This is a genomic window from Aquabacter sediminis (genome assembly GCF_028863665.1).
Classification (GTDB): Bacteria; Pseudomonadota; Alphaproteobacteria; order Rhizobiales; family Xanthobacteraceae; genus L1I39.
Genome location: NZ_JARBFX010000005.1, coordinates 479,135 through 497,083 on the forward strand (window position 1 = coordinate 479,135; position 17,949 = coordinate 497,083).

The window sequence follows — 17,949 nt, forward strand, 5'->3', positions numbered from 1 at the left end:
CCTTTCAGGCGGCGGGGCGGCCTGCCAGGGCGCCGACATAGGCGTTCAGGAAGGGAATGATCCGCTCGCCCAGCGAAGCGCCAAAGCGGGGATTGATCTCGAACACCAGGGGGCGCCCGGCCACCAGGCGGTAATCGATGCAGCAGATGCCGTCCCGGAATCCCGCCGTGGCGAGCATGCGCAGGAACAGCGGCAGGCAGGGCGTCGCCTCCAGCCAGTCGCTGCGCACCGGCCGCTCGCTTGCGCCCATCACATAGGGGCTGGCGCGCAGGGTGTGGCGGACAGTGGCCGCGAACAGCAACGCGCCGCCTTTCAGCAGGATGTGGGTGGCATATTCCATCGCGCCCGGCACATAGGCCTGGATGAATTCGGTCGCCCGGTCGAAGGCGACGGGCCCGTCGGGAGGCGCAAGCAGGATGCGCCCGCCCACGCCCCATTCCCCCTGGCGACGCTTGATGATGACCGGATAATCCTGCGCGGCGGTGGGAAGGTTTTCATGCATGGCTGGAACATGGGCGCCGAAGCCATGGATGCGCAGATGGGTGTTGAGCGCCACCTTGTCGTGGCAGAGGGCTTCCGCCTCCGCCGAGGGCAGCAGGCTTGCGGCGGCATCGCCCCGCCCGCAGCGCTCGGCCAGGATGCGGCGGTCGTCCAAGGTCAAGGGGACGATGCCATCGAAGATGCTCAGGTCCGCTGTTCCGAGCGGGTCCATGGCGTGTGCGAAGCGGGAGCCGGCGAGCCGATAGGCCAGCCCCTCCCGCCAATCGGGCTTCGCCCCGAACAGGATACTCACCAAGTGCCCCACCGCCGTCTCCCCCAGACGGTCGTCTCGCCGAACCCTCATCCCTCCGGGTGATGGTCTCCCGCAGACGACTTTTGGGGTGCCGACCCCCAGCAGGTCGGCACCCGGGCGCCATTAAGCGCCCGGAAAGCAACGTTCGTCCACTCCCCGAACGGGATCAGTCCAGCTTCACGCCGGTGGTCGCCGCCACCTTTTTCCAGCGGGCCACGTCGTCGGAGATCTGGGTGGCGAAGGCGGCAGGCGTGTTGGCGACGGGCTGCGCCCCCACGTCCAGCAGCTGCTTCTTCACCTCGGGCTTGGCCACGGCCGCAGCGACCGCCTTCTGGAGGGCGTCCACGATGGCCGGCGGAGTGCCGGCGGGGGCGAGGAGGCCGAACCAGCCGGAGACCTCATAGCCGGGCACCGTCTCGGCCACGGTGGGGATGTCCGGCGTGCCGGGCCAGCGCTGCGCGGTGGTCACCGCCAGCGCCCGCACCTTGCCAGACTGGATGGCCGCCACCGAGGACGGCAGATTGTCGAAGCCCACCGGAATATGGCCGCCGATCACATCGGTGAGCATGGGCGCCGCGCCCTTATAGGGCACGTGGGTCATCTTGATGCCCGCCATCATCTGCAGCAATTCCGCGCTCATGTGCGGCGAGCCGCCGGCGCTGGTGGAGCCGTAATTGATCTTGCCCGGATCGGCCTTGGCCAGCGCGATCAGCTCGGCCACGGTTTTCGCCGGGAAATCCGGGTTGACGATGATCACATTGGGCGTGCTCGCGACCACGGTGACGGGGGCGAAATCCTTCACCGCGTCATAATTGAGATCGGACTTGACCGCCGAATTGATGCCGTGGGTGTTGGCGGTCCCCATGAGCAGCGTGTAGCCATCCGGCGCCGAGCGGCCCACCGCCGAAGTGCCGATGGCCCCGCCCGCGCCGGGGCGATTGTCCACCACGAAGGGCTGCTTGAAGGTCTCGGCCAGTTGCTGGGCGATGATGCGGGCGATGATGTCCGTGGTGCCGCCGGCCGGATAGGGCACCACCAGCTTCACCGGCTTGGAGGGATAGGTCTCGGCGGCGGCCGGCACGGCGGCGAAGGCGGTGAGCGCGAGGCCGGCGGCGAGCGCCGTGCGCAGGATGGCGCGGCGGGGCATGTGGGTGCGATCCATGAGGTTTCTTCCCGATTGTTTATGAACGAAAGCGCCGGGCTCTTTTGCGGCCCGGTCGCGGAAGCTGGATGGGGCGGCTCAGGCGGCGTTCAGGCCCTTCAGGCGGGGCATGAGGGCCTCGGGCACTTCGATCTCGAAGCCCAGCACGGCGGCCGAGAGCGCCTTGCCGTAATTGTCCAGCGCCAGGCTGCGGGAGACCCCGCCCCCCAGCGCCCCGTGGGCGACGAAGTTCAGGGCGTCGATATTATCCACCTCATAGCGCAGCACCTCGCCGGTGATGGCCGCGCCATAGAAGGCCTTGAAGGCTTCCGCCGTGAGCTGGTCCTTCAGGTGGGGATAGAAATCCGGCTCATAGGCGAAGACAGAGATGTTGGACGTGTTGCCCTTGTCGCCGGAGCGGGCATGGGCGAGGTGCTGGAGCTTCACGCGCGGCATGGCTGCCTCTCCTCAGCTGACGAAATAGGACACGGACGGCGTCACCGCCGTGCGCGGCACGAGGGTGGACCACACGCCGATCACCTCGCGGGTACGATCCTGGTGGGGCACGCGCTTGCCCGTATGGGCGATGCCCGACACCGCCATGCCGTCCACCTCGCGGCCGACCTTGGCGGCCTCCTCGCGGGTGCGGGTGCGGGCGGCGACGCGCACCGCGATCTCATAGGGCTCGGGGGCATCGGCCGGGGTCGCTGCGCCATGCACCGCATTGAGGCCCAGGAAGTCGATGCGCATGTCCTCGGCCTTCAGATCGACGATCTTGAAGCGCTCGGTGAGGATGGTCTTGGCCAATTGCGCCCGCCGCAGCGCGCCGGGGCCGGCATAGAAGAACATGTCCTCGCCGATAAAGCCCTCGGTGCAGCCCATGGAGACCTTCAGGGTGGGCGTGCGCGGCTTGCCGGTGAGGCCGGTGACGCGCACCCGGTCGGGGCCCACCTGTTCGAGCTTGGCCTTGGTGAAGTCCACCACCACGTCGGGGGTGATGTAATTGGCGGGGTCGTGCACCTCGTAGAGCATCTGCTCCTTGACGGTGGCGAGCGAGACCATGCCGCCCGTGCCCGGCGTCTTGGTGATGACGACGGAGCCGTCCGCCTCCACCTCGGCGATGGGGAAGCCGAAATTCCACGGCTCGGGCACGTCCTTGAAGCCGGGATCGGTGAAATAGCCGCCCGTCACCTGCGCCCCGCATTCCATCAGATGGCCGATGCCGTTGCCGGCGCCCAGATGCTCATAGTCATCCGCCGCCCAGCCGAATTCATGCATCATGGGGGCGAGGAACAAGGAAGGGTCCGCCACCCGCCCGGTGAGGACGATCTGCGCCCCCCGCCGGAGCGCCTCCACGATGGGCTCGGCGCCCTGATAGGCTTCCGCCGAGATCAGCGTATTGCCGAGCGTGGCGGTGGGGGCGCCGTTTTCCAGGATGGTGTCGGTCAGTTCGATCACCCGCTCGGTGATGAGCGAGCCATTGACGGAGGCCACCTTCACGCCCGTGGCGCCCAGCTCCTGCAGCAGCTCCACCACCCGCTGGGCGGCGCCATCCGGATTGATCCAGCCCTGGTTGGAGATGATCTTGGTGCCCCGCTTCAACGCCGCCGGCAGAACGGCGCGCATGCGGTCATCCAGATAGGTGTCATAGCCCGGGAAGGTGGGGTCGCGGCGCGCCCGCACCTGGGCGGCGGAGATGGTGGCCTCCGCCATGGTCTCGAAGCACAGATAATCCAGATCGCCCCGCTCCGCATTGAGCCGCGCCGGCTCCACCCGATCGCCCCACCAGGCCGAGCCGGAGCCGATCCGCACGGTTTTGGTCATGGCTGTCCTCCCATCGTCATTCTCGTTGCGGCCATTCTTCATCCGGGGTGAAATGGCGCAATGCCTCGCGTGGCAAAGGGGTTGTGACGCTGCTTCACAGGGCAGTGCAGCATGAAGGGGAGGCATCGTGGACAAATATGGCGAGATGACCGTGTTCCTGACGGTGGTGGCGGAGGGCTCCTTTTCCGCCGCCGGGCGCAAGCTCGGGCTCTCCCCGTCTGCGGTCTCAAAGCTCATCGGCCGGCTGGAGGCGCGGCTCAAGGTGGCGCTGTTCGAGCGCGTGGCGGGCACCCTGCGCCTCACCGAGGAAGGCGACACCTTCCGCGCCGCCGGGGAGCGGGTGGTGGAGGCCATGGCGGCGGCCGAGGATGCGGTCAGCGCCGGCAGCGGGGCGGTGTCGGGCCTCGTGCGCATCCATACGGCGCTGACCACGGCCAAATATCTCATCGCCCCCCATCTGCCTGAAATCATCGACCGCCATCCCGGCCTGCGGCTGGAATTCGTGCTGGGCACGGAGCGGGCGAACTTCGCCCGGCAGGGGGTGGATGTGGCCATCCATTCCGGCCGGCCCACCGAACTCTCCCTCATCGGCCGCCCGCTCATGCGCCGGCCCTGGACCATTGCCGCCGCCCCTTCTTATCTCGCCCGCCATGGCGTGCCGGCGCGGCCCGACGACCTCCTCGCCCACCGCTGCCTCAACTTCACCATCCGCACCCAATGGAATTCCTGGACCTTCCACGAGGAGGAGGAGGGGCTGAAGACCATCGACATTCCCAGCCATATGGGCGCCGACCAGGGGGAATTGCTGCGCACCTTCGCGCTGGTGGGGCTCGGCATCGTGCGCCTCGCTCATTTCCACATCGCCCATGACCTGGCCGCCGGGCGCCTCGTGCCGCTGCTCACCGAGTTCCAGGAGCGCACGGACGATGACCGCTTCTATCTGCTCTATCTGCGCGGCCGCGCCCGCGCGCCGCGGGTCAAAGCGGTGATCGACTTCCTGGCCCGCAAGCTGAGGTGAGGGGAGGGATTTGCCGCCGGTCAAACTGTGCCCTGGCGTTCGCGGCTAAGCTTTGCCTTAGATCCGCCACGACCCGGGCGGAGCGGGGCGGCGTGGAATAATGTGGGGTGTGGACATGCTCATCGACCGGCGCAACCTGTTGCGGGCCTCGGCCCTTGGCGCGCTCACGGCGCCCTTCGCGGCGGGCGGCCTTCTTGGCGCCACGGGCGCGATGGACCAGACGGCGGCGGGGCGGCCGGGCTTCCTGAAGGCCAAGGACATTGCGGAAGCGGCCTATGTGTTCGGCCTGCCCATCGTGATGAATTACGGCGTGATGTACGAATACATCGTCGACCGCAACAGCGGGCAGTGGAAGGCGCCGTTCAACACCCTCTATAACGAGGCGCGGGTCTTCACCTGGCAGGATACCACCATCGTCACGCCCAATTCCGACACGCCCTATTCGCTGCTGTGGCTGGATCTGCGGGCCGAGCCCCTGGTCATTTCCGTGCCGGACGTGGACCCCAAGCGCTATTATTCGGTCCAGTTCTGCGACGGCAACACCTACAATTACGGCTATATTGGCAGCCGCGCCACCGGCAGCAAGGCGGGGAAATATCTCGCCGTGGGGCCGGACTGGAAAGGCGAGACGCCGGCCGGCATCAACGGCGTGTTCCGCTCCAGCACGCAATTCTCGCTGGCCATCTTCCGCACCCAGCTCTTCTCCCCCTCCGACATGGACAATGTGAAGGCGGTGCAGGCGGGCTATCAGGTGCAGCCCCTTTCCGCCTTCCTGGGCAAGCTCGCCCCCGCCGCGCCCGCTGAGGTCACCTTCCCCGCCTTCTCCAAGGAAAAGGCGAAGACGGACTTCCTGGACTATCTCGACTTCGCTCTCACCTTCGCCCCCGTCCGCCCGGAGGAGGCAGAGATCCGCGCGGCGCTGGCCCGCATTGGCGTCGGGCCGGGCAAGACGTTTAATTTCAAGGCGCTGCCGCTGGAGGACAAGGCCGAGGTGCTGCTGGGCCTTGCCGAGGGCAAGCGCAAGGTGGATGAGAAGGCCGCCTCCATCGGCACCGACGTGAATGGCTGGCGCCTGTCCTCCACTTTCGGCGACGCCGCCTTCTTCAACGGTGACTGGCTGATGCGCGCGGCGGCCGCCCAGCTGGGCATTTATGGCAATGACGCGGTGGAGGCGGCCTATCCCGTCACCCGCGTGGATGCCAAGGGCGAGACGCTGGATGGGTCCAAGAAGGCCTACACCATCACCTTCCCCGCCGATGCCCTGCCGCCGGTGAACGCCTTCTGGTCGATCACCATGTATGACGGCAAGACGCAGCTGCTCATCAAGAACCCCATCGACCGCTATCTCATCAATTCGCCCATGCTGCCGAATCTGAAGCGCAACGCGGACGGCTCGCTGACCCTCTATATCCAGGCCACCTCCCCCGGCCCGGACAAGGAAGCCAACTGGCTCCCGGCCCCCGCCGGCCCCATGTACATCGCCATGCGCCTCTATTGGCCGAAGGAAACTCCCCCCTCCATCCTGCCCCTCGGCCAGGGCACCTGGCAGCCGCCGGGGATCGTGGCGGGGTGAGAGGACGGGGGCGGCGTGGGGGTGACCCGCGCCGCCCTGGTGGGGCGGGATGCAGGGATCAGCGCGTCGCTGACTGGCTGCCCCGGTTGAGGACAGCTGTGCGTTCCATCTAGGTCGTTGATCTAGCTATGGCGGCCCATAAGCCACAAGTCTCGAGTGTGGCTTGCTGGGCGAAGTTCGGCATGCGATGCTCGCATTTCAAATCGATCCGGTCGCGAGGAACGCTTGGACACCCCTCTAAATGCGTCCGCCAGCAACGCTGGCGCGATTTTCGCAAACAACACATTTGAAATACCTCGGTTTCAGAGAGAATATTCATGGGGTAGCGATGAGGTGGGAGAATTCTGGTCTGATCTTCAAGGGAGCTTGGAATCAGAATCTTATTTCCTTGGCCTCATCATTTTGACCACGCCAAAAGATGACGAAGAAGCCGGCCGTAAGCGGGTAGTTGACGGACAGCAAAGAATCCTGACACTGAGTCTCCTTGCCAACGCCATCTATCATGAGGCGATAAGAAGTGACCGCAAGGCGTTAGCTGATCGTATACGGGCAAGCTTTCTGCGGTCTATTGATTATCACACGGATGAAGAGACGCGCCGTGTAAAGCTTACAGATGAAGCCGATGATACAACATTTCAGTTAATCCTTGAAACGGGCACTCGACCTACCAATATTCTAGACGAGGCGTCAGTTTCGGCAAAGTTGTCTGACTCTTACGACTTGATCGTTCGACGCCTTCGGGACGATTTGCGTGCGGATCCGTTCAAGCGGTTGGGGAAATGGACTGATTTCCTCACCAATAGGTTATATTTCGCGGTATTTCTCCATCCCAGCGCCGATGCCGCCTATCAAGTGTACGAAGTTATAAACACCCGCGGGCGCGATCTCACAACAGCCGATTTGCTTAAGAACTATATTCTGAGTCAATCGGGTGGCGATGAATCTTTCCGATATTCTCAGTGGCAATCAATAGCGAAGCAGTTTTCTACAGAGGGGACAAACAATTTCGTACAGTACATACGCCATGTTGTAACCGTCAAAAGCGGTTACATTCTGCCAAAAGACCTCTACGGGTTCCTTGCTAATCGGAAGCATATGGGTGATCGAGAGCCGCCTCGGTCGAACGAAATCATGTCGATGTTGGAAAAAAATCTCCCACTCTACATGCAAATGATTGATCCAACAGCGGCGGGTCCAGCTGAGCTTGGTGCGCTTGGCGTATTTTCATCGCTGAGTAGTCTAGGTGTCTTGACGGTTAGGCCTATACTTTTGGCATGTTCTGAAGTTCAAGATGCGCTGGACGGGATGGAGTGGATATTAAAGCTGGTCGTGCGCCGCATTGTCGTAGGAAATCTTGGTACCGGTAACGTTGAGCGAAGGTTGGCCGAGGCTGCAAAAGCAATTAACGACGCTAGAAGCTGGAAAGTTATGATCGACCAGCTTCAGGACTTAAATCCGTCACGCGAAGACTTCGTTGGTCAGCTCAGGAAGCGATCATTGAACAAAAACGTGCTGACATTTTTGAGGAGATCGATCATTCAGCGGTCGATCACGCCCACCCCGCATGGCTTCCTTCATTTTATATGGATCAAGTCCGCAGAGTTCGATGGTATCGATCAAGGTGGAGGTAGTTACTGGGGTTCAACGCTCGGAAATACCTTCATTTCCAGCCTCGAGAAGAGGCCGCGTGCGGCGTTGGACTGGCCTACGTTCAAGAGTTCCATGCTGTCGACCGGTGCTGATGGCGAGTGGGTTCATAAGCTAAATCACTTGAAGGACTGGGATGCGGGGGCGGTCGAGCAAATGGGTTTCGAGTTAGCTAGCGAAGCTGGTCGGATCTGGTATGATGATTGACGCCTCGGGTGTTGATAATGAATGCGAAATTCAAGTTTGCGAATTGCTCGACCGGAAGGCCGAGATAAACGCGCTTAAATCTCTCTCTTCGGCCCTCAAGTTTGAGTTGCCAGAGTGCGAGCTTGCAGAAACCGTGATTGCCTTCGATGCGAACGTGTTGCTGAGGATGAGCAAGCACAGTAGATGTGATGATATCGTAGATTATCTGCGTGCGAAGTTTCCCGGCCGGATTATACTTCCGGGTCAGGTTATCCAAGAGTTTTGGAATAACCAATTTCTCGGAGTAGAATCAATATCGGCCGCGCTGCAAAAAAAATTTAAAGAACTTAGCGATACAATTGGAGGGTTCGACGATCAATTTGGCGAATATGCTACCCGATTCAAGGATTTAATGCGTGAGTTTGATGAAGATTATGGTTACATATTCGACGATAATACAGCCAGAAAAACTAAACTGTTTGTTGATCTTCTTGTCGAGAAGGCTCGTGTTCCTTTCGTGACGCGCTCGCTTCTCTCCGCGTTGGCTGATGTACGGAAGAGGACGAGAACCCCTCCAGGTTTCAAGGATGGGGGGGATGGGGACTTTTTTGTATGGGCTGACCTGCTTTTAGGCTTAGCCGTGCTAAAAAAAGAAGGTGTAAAATATCGGCGTGTTACGCTCGTAACTCTCGACAAAAAGATCGACTGGAGTCGAGGTGGTATTCCCCACCCAATCCTGACTGCCGAGGTCCATGCGATTAGCGGCGCCGAATTCGAAACCATCACTCTGGAAAATTTGGCAAGGCGACTTTTAGGCTAATTCCCGATAAAACGTCAGCTGGCTTCGTGGGCCGATACGGGCGCGGGAGCTTTACCCCCGCCCCACCCGCTAGCCCCCCCCCAAAAAAAATCCCCCTCAATCCACCTTCGCCCCCGAAGCCTTCACCACCGCCCCCCATTTGGTGATCTGCGCCGCCACATAGGCGCGGAAGCTCTCGGGCGTCGAGGGTGGGCAGACGGCGCCCAGGTCCGCGAAACGGGTCTTCACCTCCGGCAGGGCCAGCACCTTTTCCACCTCGGCATTCATGCGGGTGACGATCTCGGCCGGCGTGCCCTTGGGGGCGACGAGGCCGTTCCAGGCGGTGGCCTCATAGCCGGGCAGGCCGGCTTCCGCGAGGGTGGGCACGTCGGGGGCGAGCGGGATGCGTTCGGCGGAGGTGACCCCCAGCGCCCGCAGCCGCCCCTCCTTCACATAGGGCAAAGCGGACTGGGTGGTGTCGAAGATCAATTGCACATGGCCGGCAATGACATCGGCGATGGCCGGGGCGCTGCCCTTATAGGGCACATGGGTCATCTTGATGCCGGCCATGGTGGCGAACAACTCGGCCGCCAGGTGCGTGGACTGGCCCACCCCGGAGGTGGCGAAATTGATCTTGCCCGGCTCGGCCTTCGCCGCCGCGATCAGGTCCTTCACCGTCTTGAAGGGCGAGGACGTGGGCACCACCAGCATCAGCGGGTTCTCGGTGAGCAGGGCCACCGGCGTGAAGTTGTCGAGGATGTGGTAGGTCAGGTTGGTGAACAGGGTCATGTTGATGGCATGGGCGGTGGTGGCCACCGCGAAGGTATAGCCATCGGGCGCGGAGCGGGCCGCCGCGTCCATGCCCAGATTCCCGCCCGCCCCGGCCCGGTTGTCGATGACCACCGGCTGGCCGATGAGGGGGGCCACCTTCTCCATGACGAGCCGCGCCGTAATGTCGGTGGAGCCCCCCGGCGGATAGGGCACGATGACCTTCACCGGGCGGCTCGGCCAGGTGTCAGCAAAGGCGATTTCGGGCAGGACGGGGAGGGCGCCGGCGGCGCCGGCGGCGAGCAAAAACGTGCGACGGTTGATCATGGGTTTTTCCTCCGGGAATTGGTCTTGTTCTGTTGGGGCTAAGCCGAGATCACAGGCCCGTTCCGGCCACTGCGAACACCACGGCATCGAGGGCCGTATCGGCCCCTTCGCCCACCATGAAGGGGTTGATGTCCAGCGAAACGATGCGGTCATCCGCCCGCATGAGCGCGCCCACGGCCACGGCGGCGTCGCAGTAAGTATCTAGATTCACAGGGATTTCTCCCCGCGTGCCCGCCAGAACCGGGGCGATGCGGAGCCTGGCGAGCGCCTCGCGCACATCCCTCTGGTCGAAGGGCGGCAGCAGGAGGGCGACGTCGGGCAGCGCCTCCACATATTTCCCCCCCTCTCCCACCACCACGACCGGCCCGAAGACGGTATCTCGGTGTGCTCCCAGCAACATCTCCCGGCGCCCCCGGACCATGCGGGAGACGATCACTCCATCGAAGGAAGCGTTCGCATTTTCAATGGCTTGGCGGCAGGCGGCGAAGGCATTTTCGACCTCTTCCGGGGTGGAAAGGCCGAGATGCACAAGCCCCAGCTCCGACTTGTGCGCCACATCCCGCGAGCACCCCTTGACCGCCACCGGGCCCTTCAACTCGGCGAGCGCCGCCAGGGCCTCCTTGGGCGTCCGGCAGAGCCGGTGCGGCACCACGGGAATGCCGGAAGTGCGAAGGAAATCAAGGCTTTCCGCCTCGTTGAGCAGGATCGTCCCGCCCGCGCGGGCCGGCACGTTCGCCACCGGCCCCGCCTGCCGCCGCTCGGCCCGCTCCATCAGCTCGTGATGCCCGATCAACTGGCTAAGCGCTTGAATCGCCTCGGCTTCTCCCGTGAAGACCGGAGCGCCATGGGCCTTGAACCGGGCCGCCACCGAGGGCTGGGGGGCCGCCACTACCACCGGCTTTCCGGTCGCCTCGGCAAAGGCCGCCGTGTCCCGGGCGAAGGCATCCACATCATAGCCCGCCCCCGCCACGGGCACCCCGACAAAGAACGCGTCCGCCGCCTTATCCCTTGCGATCACAGGCAAAATTTCGCTGAAGAGGCGGCTGTTGGTGAGCAGGGCGGCGGTGATATCAACCGGGTTCCGGGTCGCCGCAAAGCTCGGCAGGATGGCCCCCAGCGCCTCCCGCGTCTCCTGCGCCAAGGGCTCCAGGCTCAGCCCCCGGGCGGTCGCCGCATCCGCCGCCAGAACGCAAGTCGCCCCCGAATTGGAAATGGCCACCAGCCGCCGCCCCTCCGGCTTCCAGCCCTTCAGATAGACCTCCGCCGCCATCACTAAGTCACTGGTATCCTTGGCCCGCCAGATGCCGTGCTCCTCCAGGAACGCGTCCACCACAGTGTCTTCATTGGCCAAAGCGCCGGTGTGGGAGCGCGCCGCCGCCTGCCCCGCCGCCGTCCGGCCGGACTTCAGCGCGATCACCGGCACGCCCCGCTTCCGGGCGATGCGGGCGGCCTCGGCGAGGTGCTCGGGGTCGGGAATGCTCTCCAGATAAAGCAGCAGCAGCTGGACGCCAGGGTCCTCCGCCACCGCCATGGCAAGCTCGCAAACCGTTACGTCACAATCGTTTCCCGTGGCATGGGCATGGCGCACGCCGATCCCGCGCCCCCGCAGCAGACCATAGGGCACCACGCTCATGGCGCCGCTCTGGCTGACGATGCCCACCGGCCCGTCCTTGGGCTCCGCCTCGATAAACATGGTGGAAAAGGAGGCGATGGCGCCGGTGCCGAAATTGGCCAACCCTTGCGAATTTGGCCCCACCACCCGCATGCCCTGCGCCCGCGCCCGCGCCACCATGTCCTTCTGGCACGCTACGCCGTCCTCGCCCTCGGTCTCGCCGAAGCCGGAACTCATCATCAAGGCCAGCTTCACCCCGCTCTTGCCGCAGGCATCCAGCGCCTCCACCGCCGCCGCGCCCGGCACCGCGATGATGGCCATCTCCGGCGCCTCGGGCAGGTCGAGCAGCGAGGGGGAGGTGGCAAGGCCCTGAACTTCCTTGCGTTTCGGATTGATGGGGTAGATCTTGCCCTGGTATCCAAAGCGAGACAGATAGAGCAGCGGCCGCCCGCCAATCTTGTTGGGATTTTCCGAAGCGCCGATCACGGCGATGGATCTGGGATTGAGGGCGACATCCAGGCCGCTGCGCATCGGGTTACTCCACGCGTTCAAAATAGGGGACAAGGCCGGCGCCGAAGGGCCGGAAGCTGGCGGCAACCGCGTCGCCGATGGCGATGTCGGCGGCCGCGTGGGCCATCAGTCGGAAGCCTTCCTCGGCGTCGACCAGGACGATGCAATAGGGCGCATGGGCCCGCAGGTCCTCGGACGGTGCCCGGACCACAAGGGTCGCCGCATGCACCGTCCCACGCCCGCTGGCGGCGCGGGTTTCCATGTCTTTGGACCCGCAGTGCGGGCAAAAGCTGCGGGCAAACAGCCAGCGATGTCCGCAGGGCCGGCAGGCTTGGAAGGCAAGGGCTGGCTGGCCCTTGGTCCAGTCGCCGGAGAATGGGGTTTCATCGCTCATGCGGCGCGCTCCAGGACCAGCGAGACGTGGGAGGACAGAACGCCGCCATCGCCATGCAGCAGCGCCAGGGGCGCGTCCCTGGCGATCTGGCGGTCGCCGGCGCGGCCCAGCATCTGAAGGCGGGCCTCCACCAGATGCGCCATGGCACCGCCCACCCCGCAATGGCCATAGCTCAAGAGACCGCCATGGGTGTTCAGGGGCAGGGCGCCGTTCCGATCGAAATGCCCGTCACGGGCGAGCCGCCCCGCCTCACCGCGCGGGGCAAGGCCGATCTCCTCCAGAAGGATGGCGAGCGTGATGGTGAAGCTGTCATAGATCGCCGCATAGCCGATGTCGGCCAGCGAAATGTCGGCCTCGGCCAAGGCCTTGGCGGCGCTCGCCCTGGCGCCGAAATGAGTCAGGCTGGGGGCGGCGGTAATGTGCTGGTGGGTGTGAGCCTGGGCTGCACCGATGACCCGCACCGAGGCGCCGCCGAGAGGCTCCCGGCTGACGATAAGCGCCGCGCCGCCGTCGGAAACGGGGCAGCAATCCAGGAACTTCAGTGGCGTGGCGATGGGCCTGGACGCCATGACGTCGGCGACCGTGATCGGCGTGCGCAATTGCGCGCCGGGATGCCGGGCTGCGTTGCGGCGCATGAGGACGGACAGTTCCGCCAGATCCTCTTGCCTCAGGCCAAATTCATGCATGTATCGGGAGGCGACAAGCCCGTAATAAGCGGGAATGGTCGGCCCCAGCGGCACTTCGTAGATCGGGTGACCCACCTGGGCGAGGGTCTGCACGGCGGCGTCGCGGGTCTGGCCGGTGAGCCGGTTTTCGCCCGCCACCACCAGGATGTTGCGCGCCGCGCCCGATTGCACCAGCCGGTGAGCCAGCATCACCATGGCAAAGCCGGTGGCACCGCCCAATTGAATGGCATGGGCATAGTCCGGCGTCAGGCCGAAATGCTCGGCAAAGACGGTGGACAGCATGAGGTGAGGCAAGGTGGTGGAATAGCCGGTGATGAGGCCGTCAATGTCGGCGCGCACCAGTCCGGCATCGTCGAGGGCGGTCTGCGCGGCCTCGCTCATCAGCGCGAGCGTGTCGCAGCCCTCGCGCCGGCCGTAGGCGGTGTGGCCGGCGCCGGTGATAAAGCTCATGAGGTGGATTTCCTGCGTTTTCCGGCGACAGGCGGCGTCGCCATGCCAGACATCAATTCCCGTTTCATCAGGTCCGCTTCCCGCTGGAGGGCCTGGGCGAGCGCCTCCTCGCGGTCGCGGATGCGCTCGGTGAGGCCAGCAATGGAGAGGGCGGCGATGGGCCGGCCATGGGCGTCGAAGACCGGCACGCCGATGGCGCCCATCTTGTCGATGACGAAATCGAGCAGCATCACATAGCCACGCCGGCGGGCGTGGGCCGCCTCGTCCTTCAGCCGCTCGACGGTAACCTGCGGATAGGGCTGGAGCCTTGGTCCCAAGACATCGAGCACGGCTTCCGCCTCCCTCTCCGGCAGGAAGGCCAGAAGCGCCATGCTGCCGGCACCGACGCCGAGCGGGCGGCGGCTGCCGATGTTCAGGTAATTGGCGCGGATAGGGAAGGAGCCTTCCTGGCGCTCCACGCAGACGGATTCGACGCCGCTGCGGATGGACAGGAGCGCCGTGTCGCCCGAATGCTCCGCCAGCCGTACAAGGCTCGCCCGCGCCAGTTCGCGTACGTCATCCGAGCGCTTCTGGGATGCGGAAAACGCCAGCGCCTCCTGCCCGGGCACATAGCCTTTCCCATCCGGCGTGCGCTGGACGAAATTCTCCTGCACCAGCGTGTCGAGGATGCGCAAGGCGGTGACCTTGTTGAGCCCGGCGGAAGCAGCCAGTTCGGTGAGGCGCTGAGGGGCATGGGCACCGAGCGCCCGAAGGAGCGCGCACACCTTCTGGATGGAGTTAGTGTCGTTGTGCGCGCCCGCGGCGCGTGGGGCGCGGGCGGGAGAAGAAGCGTTGGCTTCCTTCGTGTTCATGGGCATGTCAGTCGACCTCGACGCCGCCGAGATAGACGCGGCGCAGGAGGGCGCTGTCCTGCAGTTCGGCGGCGCTGCCTGCGCCACCGATGCGTCCCGTCTCCAGCAGATAGCCGAACGAGGCGTGGCGCAGGGCCTTTTCCACCAATTGCTCCACCAGCAGCACGGCGATGCCCGTGCGGCATAGGGCGCTCGCCACATCGAGGATGCGGTCCACCACCAGGGGGGCCAAGCCGCCCGAGGGTTCGTCCAGGATCAGCAGCGCCGGCTTGGCCGCCATGCCCTGGCCCACGGCAAGGATCTGCTGCTGGCCGCCGGACAGGCGCGAGGCCTGCTGGTGGCGCCGTTCCGCGAGCTCCGGAAAGGTGTCGTAGATGGGCTCCAGGACCGAGCGATCAGTGACGTCACCGGAATAGGCGCCGATCAGGAGATTGTCCTCCACGGATAGGGAGGTGAAGACGCGGTGCCCCTCCAGGACCTGCACCATTCCGGCCCGCACGATGTCGCGGGCGCTGGACCGCGTGATGTCAGCACCGCCGAAGACGACAGCGCCCGCCCGCTTGGGGATGAGGCCGGAAATGGCGTGGAGAATGGTGCTTTTGCCGGCGCCATTGCGACCCAGCAGCACCACGAATTCCCCCCGGTGCACGGTGAAGGAGACACCGTGCACCACCTCGGCCTTGCCATAGGCCACATGGAGATTGTCCACCTCAAGGAGCGGCGTTCCGGGACGGTTGGCAGCGAGCATGCTCAGGCTCCCAGGTAGACCCGGACCACGTCCGCGTCGGTGCGGACCTCGTCCGGCGTGCCGTGCTTGATGATGCGGCCGCGATCGAGCGTGGTGACGCGGTCGCAAATGCGGAACACGAAGTCGGTGTGGTGCTCCACCAGTAGGATGCCCACGCCGCTGTCGCGCACCACCATGAGAATGCGGCGCAGATGGTCGATCTCCGCCCCGGTAAGCCCGCCTGCAGGTTCGTCCAGAAGAACGAAGCGCGGCCGCAGGACGAGCGCGCGGGCGATCTCCAGGAAGCGTTGCTCGGCATGCTCCAGGAGGTTGGCGCGCCGCTCGATCACGCGCGCGAGGCCGACGCCGTGCAGAAGTTCTGTGGCGCGGGCGCGCATGTCCCGCTCTTCCCGGCCCGAGCGGGACAGGGCCAGAGCGGTGGCGATGAAGCCCGAATTGACGTCCCGCCAGCCGCCCAGCATGGCATTGTCCAAGACGGTCAAGGAGCCAAGCAGGCGCGGCTTTTGGAAGGTGCGGGCAATGCCAAGGCGCGGGCGCTTCTGCACCGGCTGCCCGCCCAGGCTTGCTCCATCCAGCATGATGTCGCCGGCATCGGGGCGGTAATAGCCGCAGAGCAGGTTGAGGAGCGTGGTCTTGCCCGAGCCGTTGGGGCCGATAAGGCCATGAACCTCTCCAGCCTTCAGGTCCAGCGAGACCTGGTCGAGCGCCACCACGCCGCCGAAATGCTTGCCCACGTCGCGGGCGACGAGACCCGTCATGGCGCACCTGCCTGCCCGTCGAGGGCGCGGGAGAGGCGGGGCAGGTCGGGCTCGATGGCGAAGCTCTCCTGCGCGCTGCGTCGGCCAAACGAGATGATGCGCTCCAGCAGGCGGCCAATGCCGTCCGGCACGAGCAGCACCACCAGCAGCAAGGTCAGTCCGTAGAAGAAGTGGCCGAGCTTCGCCAGCGGCGCCACCAGTTCCGGCAGAGCGGTGAGGATCACCACGCCCACAAACGGACCAATAATGCTCCCGCGTCCGCCAATGATGATGCAGACGAAGAAGAACAGGCCCATCTCGAAAACGAAGGTGTCCGGCGTGATGTAGCTCTGGAGCGATGCGAAGAGGGCTCCGGCCACCCCGGCGGTGACGCCGGAAAAGATGAAAACGGTGAGCTTCAGCCGGAAGATGCCGATGCCCAGCGAGGCAGCCGCCACCTCGCTGTCGCGCACCGCAATGAGGGCGCGGCCCCACATGCGGCTCGCCACGTTCCAGGTGAGCCAGGTCACGAGGAGGCCCACGATCATCACGAGCCAGTACTGCCCCCAGGGCGTGTCGAAGGGGGCCGAGAAGAAGGGCACGGGAAGGCCGGTGCCGCCGCCGGTGAGGTCGCCGTGCGCCAACGTCATCTCTGCGACGATCAGCGCGAAGGCCATGGTGGCCATGGCGAAATAAAAGCCCGGCAGTCGCAAGGAGGGGAGGCCGAGCAGTGCGCCAGCAAGCCCGCCAAGGGCACCGCAAGCCAGCATGGCCAGTTCTGGGCTCCAGCCCAGGGTGCCCGCGAGAATGGCGAAGGCATAGGCTCCCACCGCCAGGAGGCCCACATGGCCGATGGAGAGCTGGCCGGCATAGCCGACCACCAGATTGAGCCCAGACACCAGCACCCAATAGGCGCCGATGAGCGCCGCCAGGTGGAGCTGGTAGAGGTCCGAGGTCCAGTAGGGCAAGGCGGCCAGCACGGCGATGCCACCCACCAGGGCGGGAAGGCGCAGGGAGGCACGCATCACACCGGCCTCACGCGCTTGGCGCCGAGGAGACCCTCGGGACGCACGATGAGAACGAGGAGAAGGAGGCCCACCGCAATGGTCTGCTGGTATTCGCCGCCGAAGAAATAGGTTGCGAAGGCGCCGAGAAGCCCGAGCGCGATGCCACCGAAAAGTGCCCCCAGGTTGCTGCCGAGGCCGCCCACCGCAAGCGCGATGAAGCCGTTCAGCGTCAAGGTGAGCCCAAGGGCGAAATAGGCGAAGGTGAGCTGCCCGGCTGCGAAGCCCGCCAAGCCACCGATCACGCCGGCCAGCGCATAGGAGAGGGCCCGCACCCGGTCCGTGGCGATGCCGCGGGCGCGGGCGGCGAAGGCATCTTCAGAGGTGGCGATGAAGAGCTTACCCCAGAGGGTGCGTCGGTAGAACAATTCCAGCGCCACCACCAGGATCAGCACCAAAGCGATGGGCAGCCAATATTTCTGGTCAAGCACGCCGGCTGAGAAATCCTGCGGGAAGAGGCGCGGGAAGGGGCGGGGCTCGGTGCCCCACCACAGGCCGACGGCCTGCTGCACCATTGTGGCGAGCGCCAGGGTTGAGAGCAGCCACAGATGCTCGTCGGAGAGCGCCAGGACCCGGCGCACGGCGATGATCTCGGTGAGCAGACCGAACACCGCGCCAAGGACGACGACGCCAAGCAGCGCGAGCCAGGCCGGCCAGCCCAAGCCGTTGATGAACCAGGCGCCGAAGACGCCGCCCAGCATGCACAATTGTCCGGTGGAGACGCTCAGCACCTTGGAGGTGGAGAACATCACGTTGTAGGCGAGGGCGACCGACGCATAGAGCGCGCCGATCGCAAGCCCGGAGACGATCACGGCCAGCAT

17 protein-coding genes are annotated in these 17,949 nt (G+C 64.9%); 4 read left to right on the forward strand and 13 right to left on the reverse strand.

Annotated features, from left to right (window positions below; translation table 11 throughout):
- Nucleotides 1–4: 4 nt before the first annotated feature.
- From PV781_RS13215 to PV781_RS13230, 4 genes are all read right to left on the reverse strand, one after another.
- Nucleotides 5–793: an ATP-grasp domain-containing protein gene (locus PV781_RS13215; protein WP_274776090.1), complete on the reverse strand. Its 789-nt coding sequence runs from the start codon at nt 791–793 to the stop codon at nt 5–7.
- A gap of 166 nt (nt 794–959) precedes the next feature.
- Nucleotides 960–1,955, reverse strand: a complete 996-nt coding sequence (locus tag PV781_RS13220) for a Bug family tripartite tricarboxylate transporter substrate binding protein (protein WP_274776091.1) — start codon at nt 1,953–1,955, stop codon at nt 960–962.
- 78 nt (nt 1,956–2,033) lie between these two features.
- Nucleotides 2,034–2,390, reverse strand: coding sequence for an AtuA-related protein (locus PV781_RS13225; RefSeq protein ID WP_274776092.1), 357 nt, complete (start codon nt 2,388–2,390; stop codon nt 2,034–2,036).
- Nucleotides 2,391–2,402: 12 nt separating this feature from the next.
- Entirely contained in the window at nt 2,403–3,758 is a 1,356-nt protein-coding gene (locus PV781_RS13230) for an acyclic terpene utilization AtuA family protein (protein ID WP_274776093.1), read from the reverse strand.
- Nucleotides 3,759–3,885: 127 nt separating this feature from the next.
- On the opposite strand from PV781_RS13230, the gene PV781_RS13235 reads away from it, so the two are divergent.
- The 4 genes from PV781_RS13235 (at nt 3,886) to PV781_RS13250 (ending at nt 9,002) form a co-directional block, all read left to right on the forward strand.
- Complete coding sequence (locus PV781_RS13235; protein ID WP_274776094.1) at nt 3,886–4,776, forward strand: LysR family transcriptional regulator; 891 nt, start codon at nt 3,886–3,888, stop codon at nt 4,774–4,776.
- A gap of 100 nt (nt 4,777–4,876) precedes the next feature.
- On the forward strand, nt 4,877–6,349 hold the full coding sequence (locus PV781_RS13240) for a DUF1254 domain-containing protein (protein WP_274776095.1): 1,473 nt from the start codon (nt 4,877–4,879) through the stop codon (nt 6,347–6,349).
- A 225-nt stretch (nt 6,350–6,574) separates the two neighbouring features.
- A complete protein-coding gene (locus PV781_RS13245; protein WP_274776096.1) occupies nt 6,575–8,203 on the forward strand; it encodes a DUF262 domain-containing protein in 1,629 nt (542 codons plus the stop codon).
- Nucleotides 8,193–9,002, forward strand: a complete 810-nt coding sequence (locus tag PV781_RS13250; RefSeq protein WP_274776097.1) for a PIN-like domain-containing protein — start codon at nt 8,193–8,195, stop codon at nt 9,000–9,002. The genes PV781_RS13245 and PV781_RS13250 overlap by 11 nt, the downstream gene beginning before the upstream one ends.
- A gap of 96 nt (nt 9,003–9,098) precedes the next feature.
- Here the strand turns inward: PV781_RS13250 and PV781_RS13255 are convergent, their stop codons facing one another.
- From PV781_RS13255 to PV781_RS13295, 9 genes are read right to left on the reverse strand one after another with little or no spacing between them, the layout of a single operon-like run.
- Entirely contained in the window at nt 9,099–10,076 is a 978-nt protein-coding gene (locus PV781_RS13255; protein WP_274776098.1) for a tripartite tricarboxylate transporter substrate binding protein, read from the reverse strand.
- Between the two features lie 49 nt (nt 10,077–10,125).
- Nucleotides 10,126–12,219: an acetate--CoA ligase family protein gene (locus tag PV781_RS13260; RefSeq protein ID WP_274776099.1), complete on the reverse strand. Its 2,094-nt coding sequence runs from the start codon at nt 12,217–12,219 to the stop codon at nt 10,126–10,128.
- Between the two features lie 4 nt (nt 12,220–12,223).
- A complete protein-coding gene (locus PV781_RS13265) occupies nt 12,224–12,592 on the reverse strand; it encodes a Zn-ribbon domain-containing OB-fold protein (RefSeq protein ID WP_274776100.1) in 369 nt (122 codons plus the stop codon).
- Nucleotides 12,589–13,728, reverse strand: a complete 1,140-nt coding sequence (locus PV781_RS13270; protein ID WP_274776101.1) for a thiolase family protein — start codon at nt 13,726–13,728, stop codon at nt 12,589–12,591. The genes PV781_RS13265 and PV781_RS13270 overlap by 4 nt, the downstream gene beginning before the upstream one ends.
- Complete coding sequence (locus tag PV781_RS13275) at nt 13,725–14,579, reverse strand: IclR family transcriptional regulator (protein WP_274776102.1); 855 nt, start codon at nt 14,577–14,579, stop codon at nt 13,725–13,727. The genes PV781_RS13270 and PV781_RS13275 overlap by 4 nt, the downstream gene beginning before the upstream one ends.
- A gap of 7 nt (nt 14,580–14,586) precedes the next feature.
- Nucleotides 14,587–15,327 carry an ABC transporter ATP-binding protein gene (locus PV781_RS13280; protein ID WP_274776103.1) on the reverse strand — a complete coding sequence of 247 codons (741 nt, stop codon included), beginning with the start codon at nt 15,325–15,327 and terminating at the stop codon, nt 14,587–14,589.
- A gap of 2 nt (nt 15,328–15,329) precedes the next feature.
- A complete protein-coding gene (locus PV781_RS13285; RefSeq protein WP_274776104.1) occupies nt 15,330–16,085 on the reverse strand; it encodes an ABC transporter ATP-binding protein in 756 nt (251 codons plus the stop codon).
- Nucleotides 16,082–17,089, reverse strand: a complete 1,008-nt coding sequence (locus PV781_RS13290; protein ID WP_274776105.1) for a branched-chain amino acid ABC transporter permease — start codon at nt 17,087–17,089, stop codon at nt 16,082–16,084. The genes PV781_RS13285 and PV781_RS13290 overlap by 4 nt, the downstream gene beginning before the upstream one ends.
- Entirely contained in the window at nt 17,089–17,949 is an 861-nt protein-coding gene (locus PV781_RS13295; RefSeq protein ID WP_274776106.1) for a branched-chain amino acid ABC transporter permease, read from the reverse strand. Before PV781_RS13295 ends, PV781_RS13290 begins: the two co-directional genes overlap by 1 nt.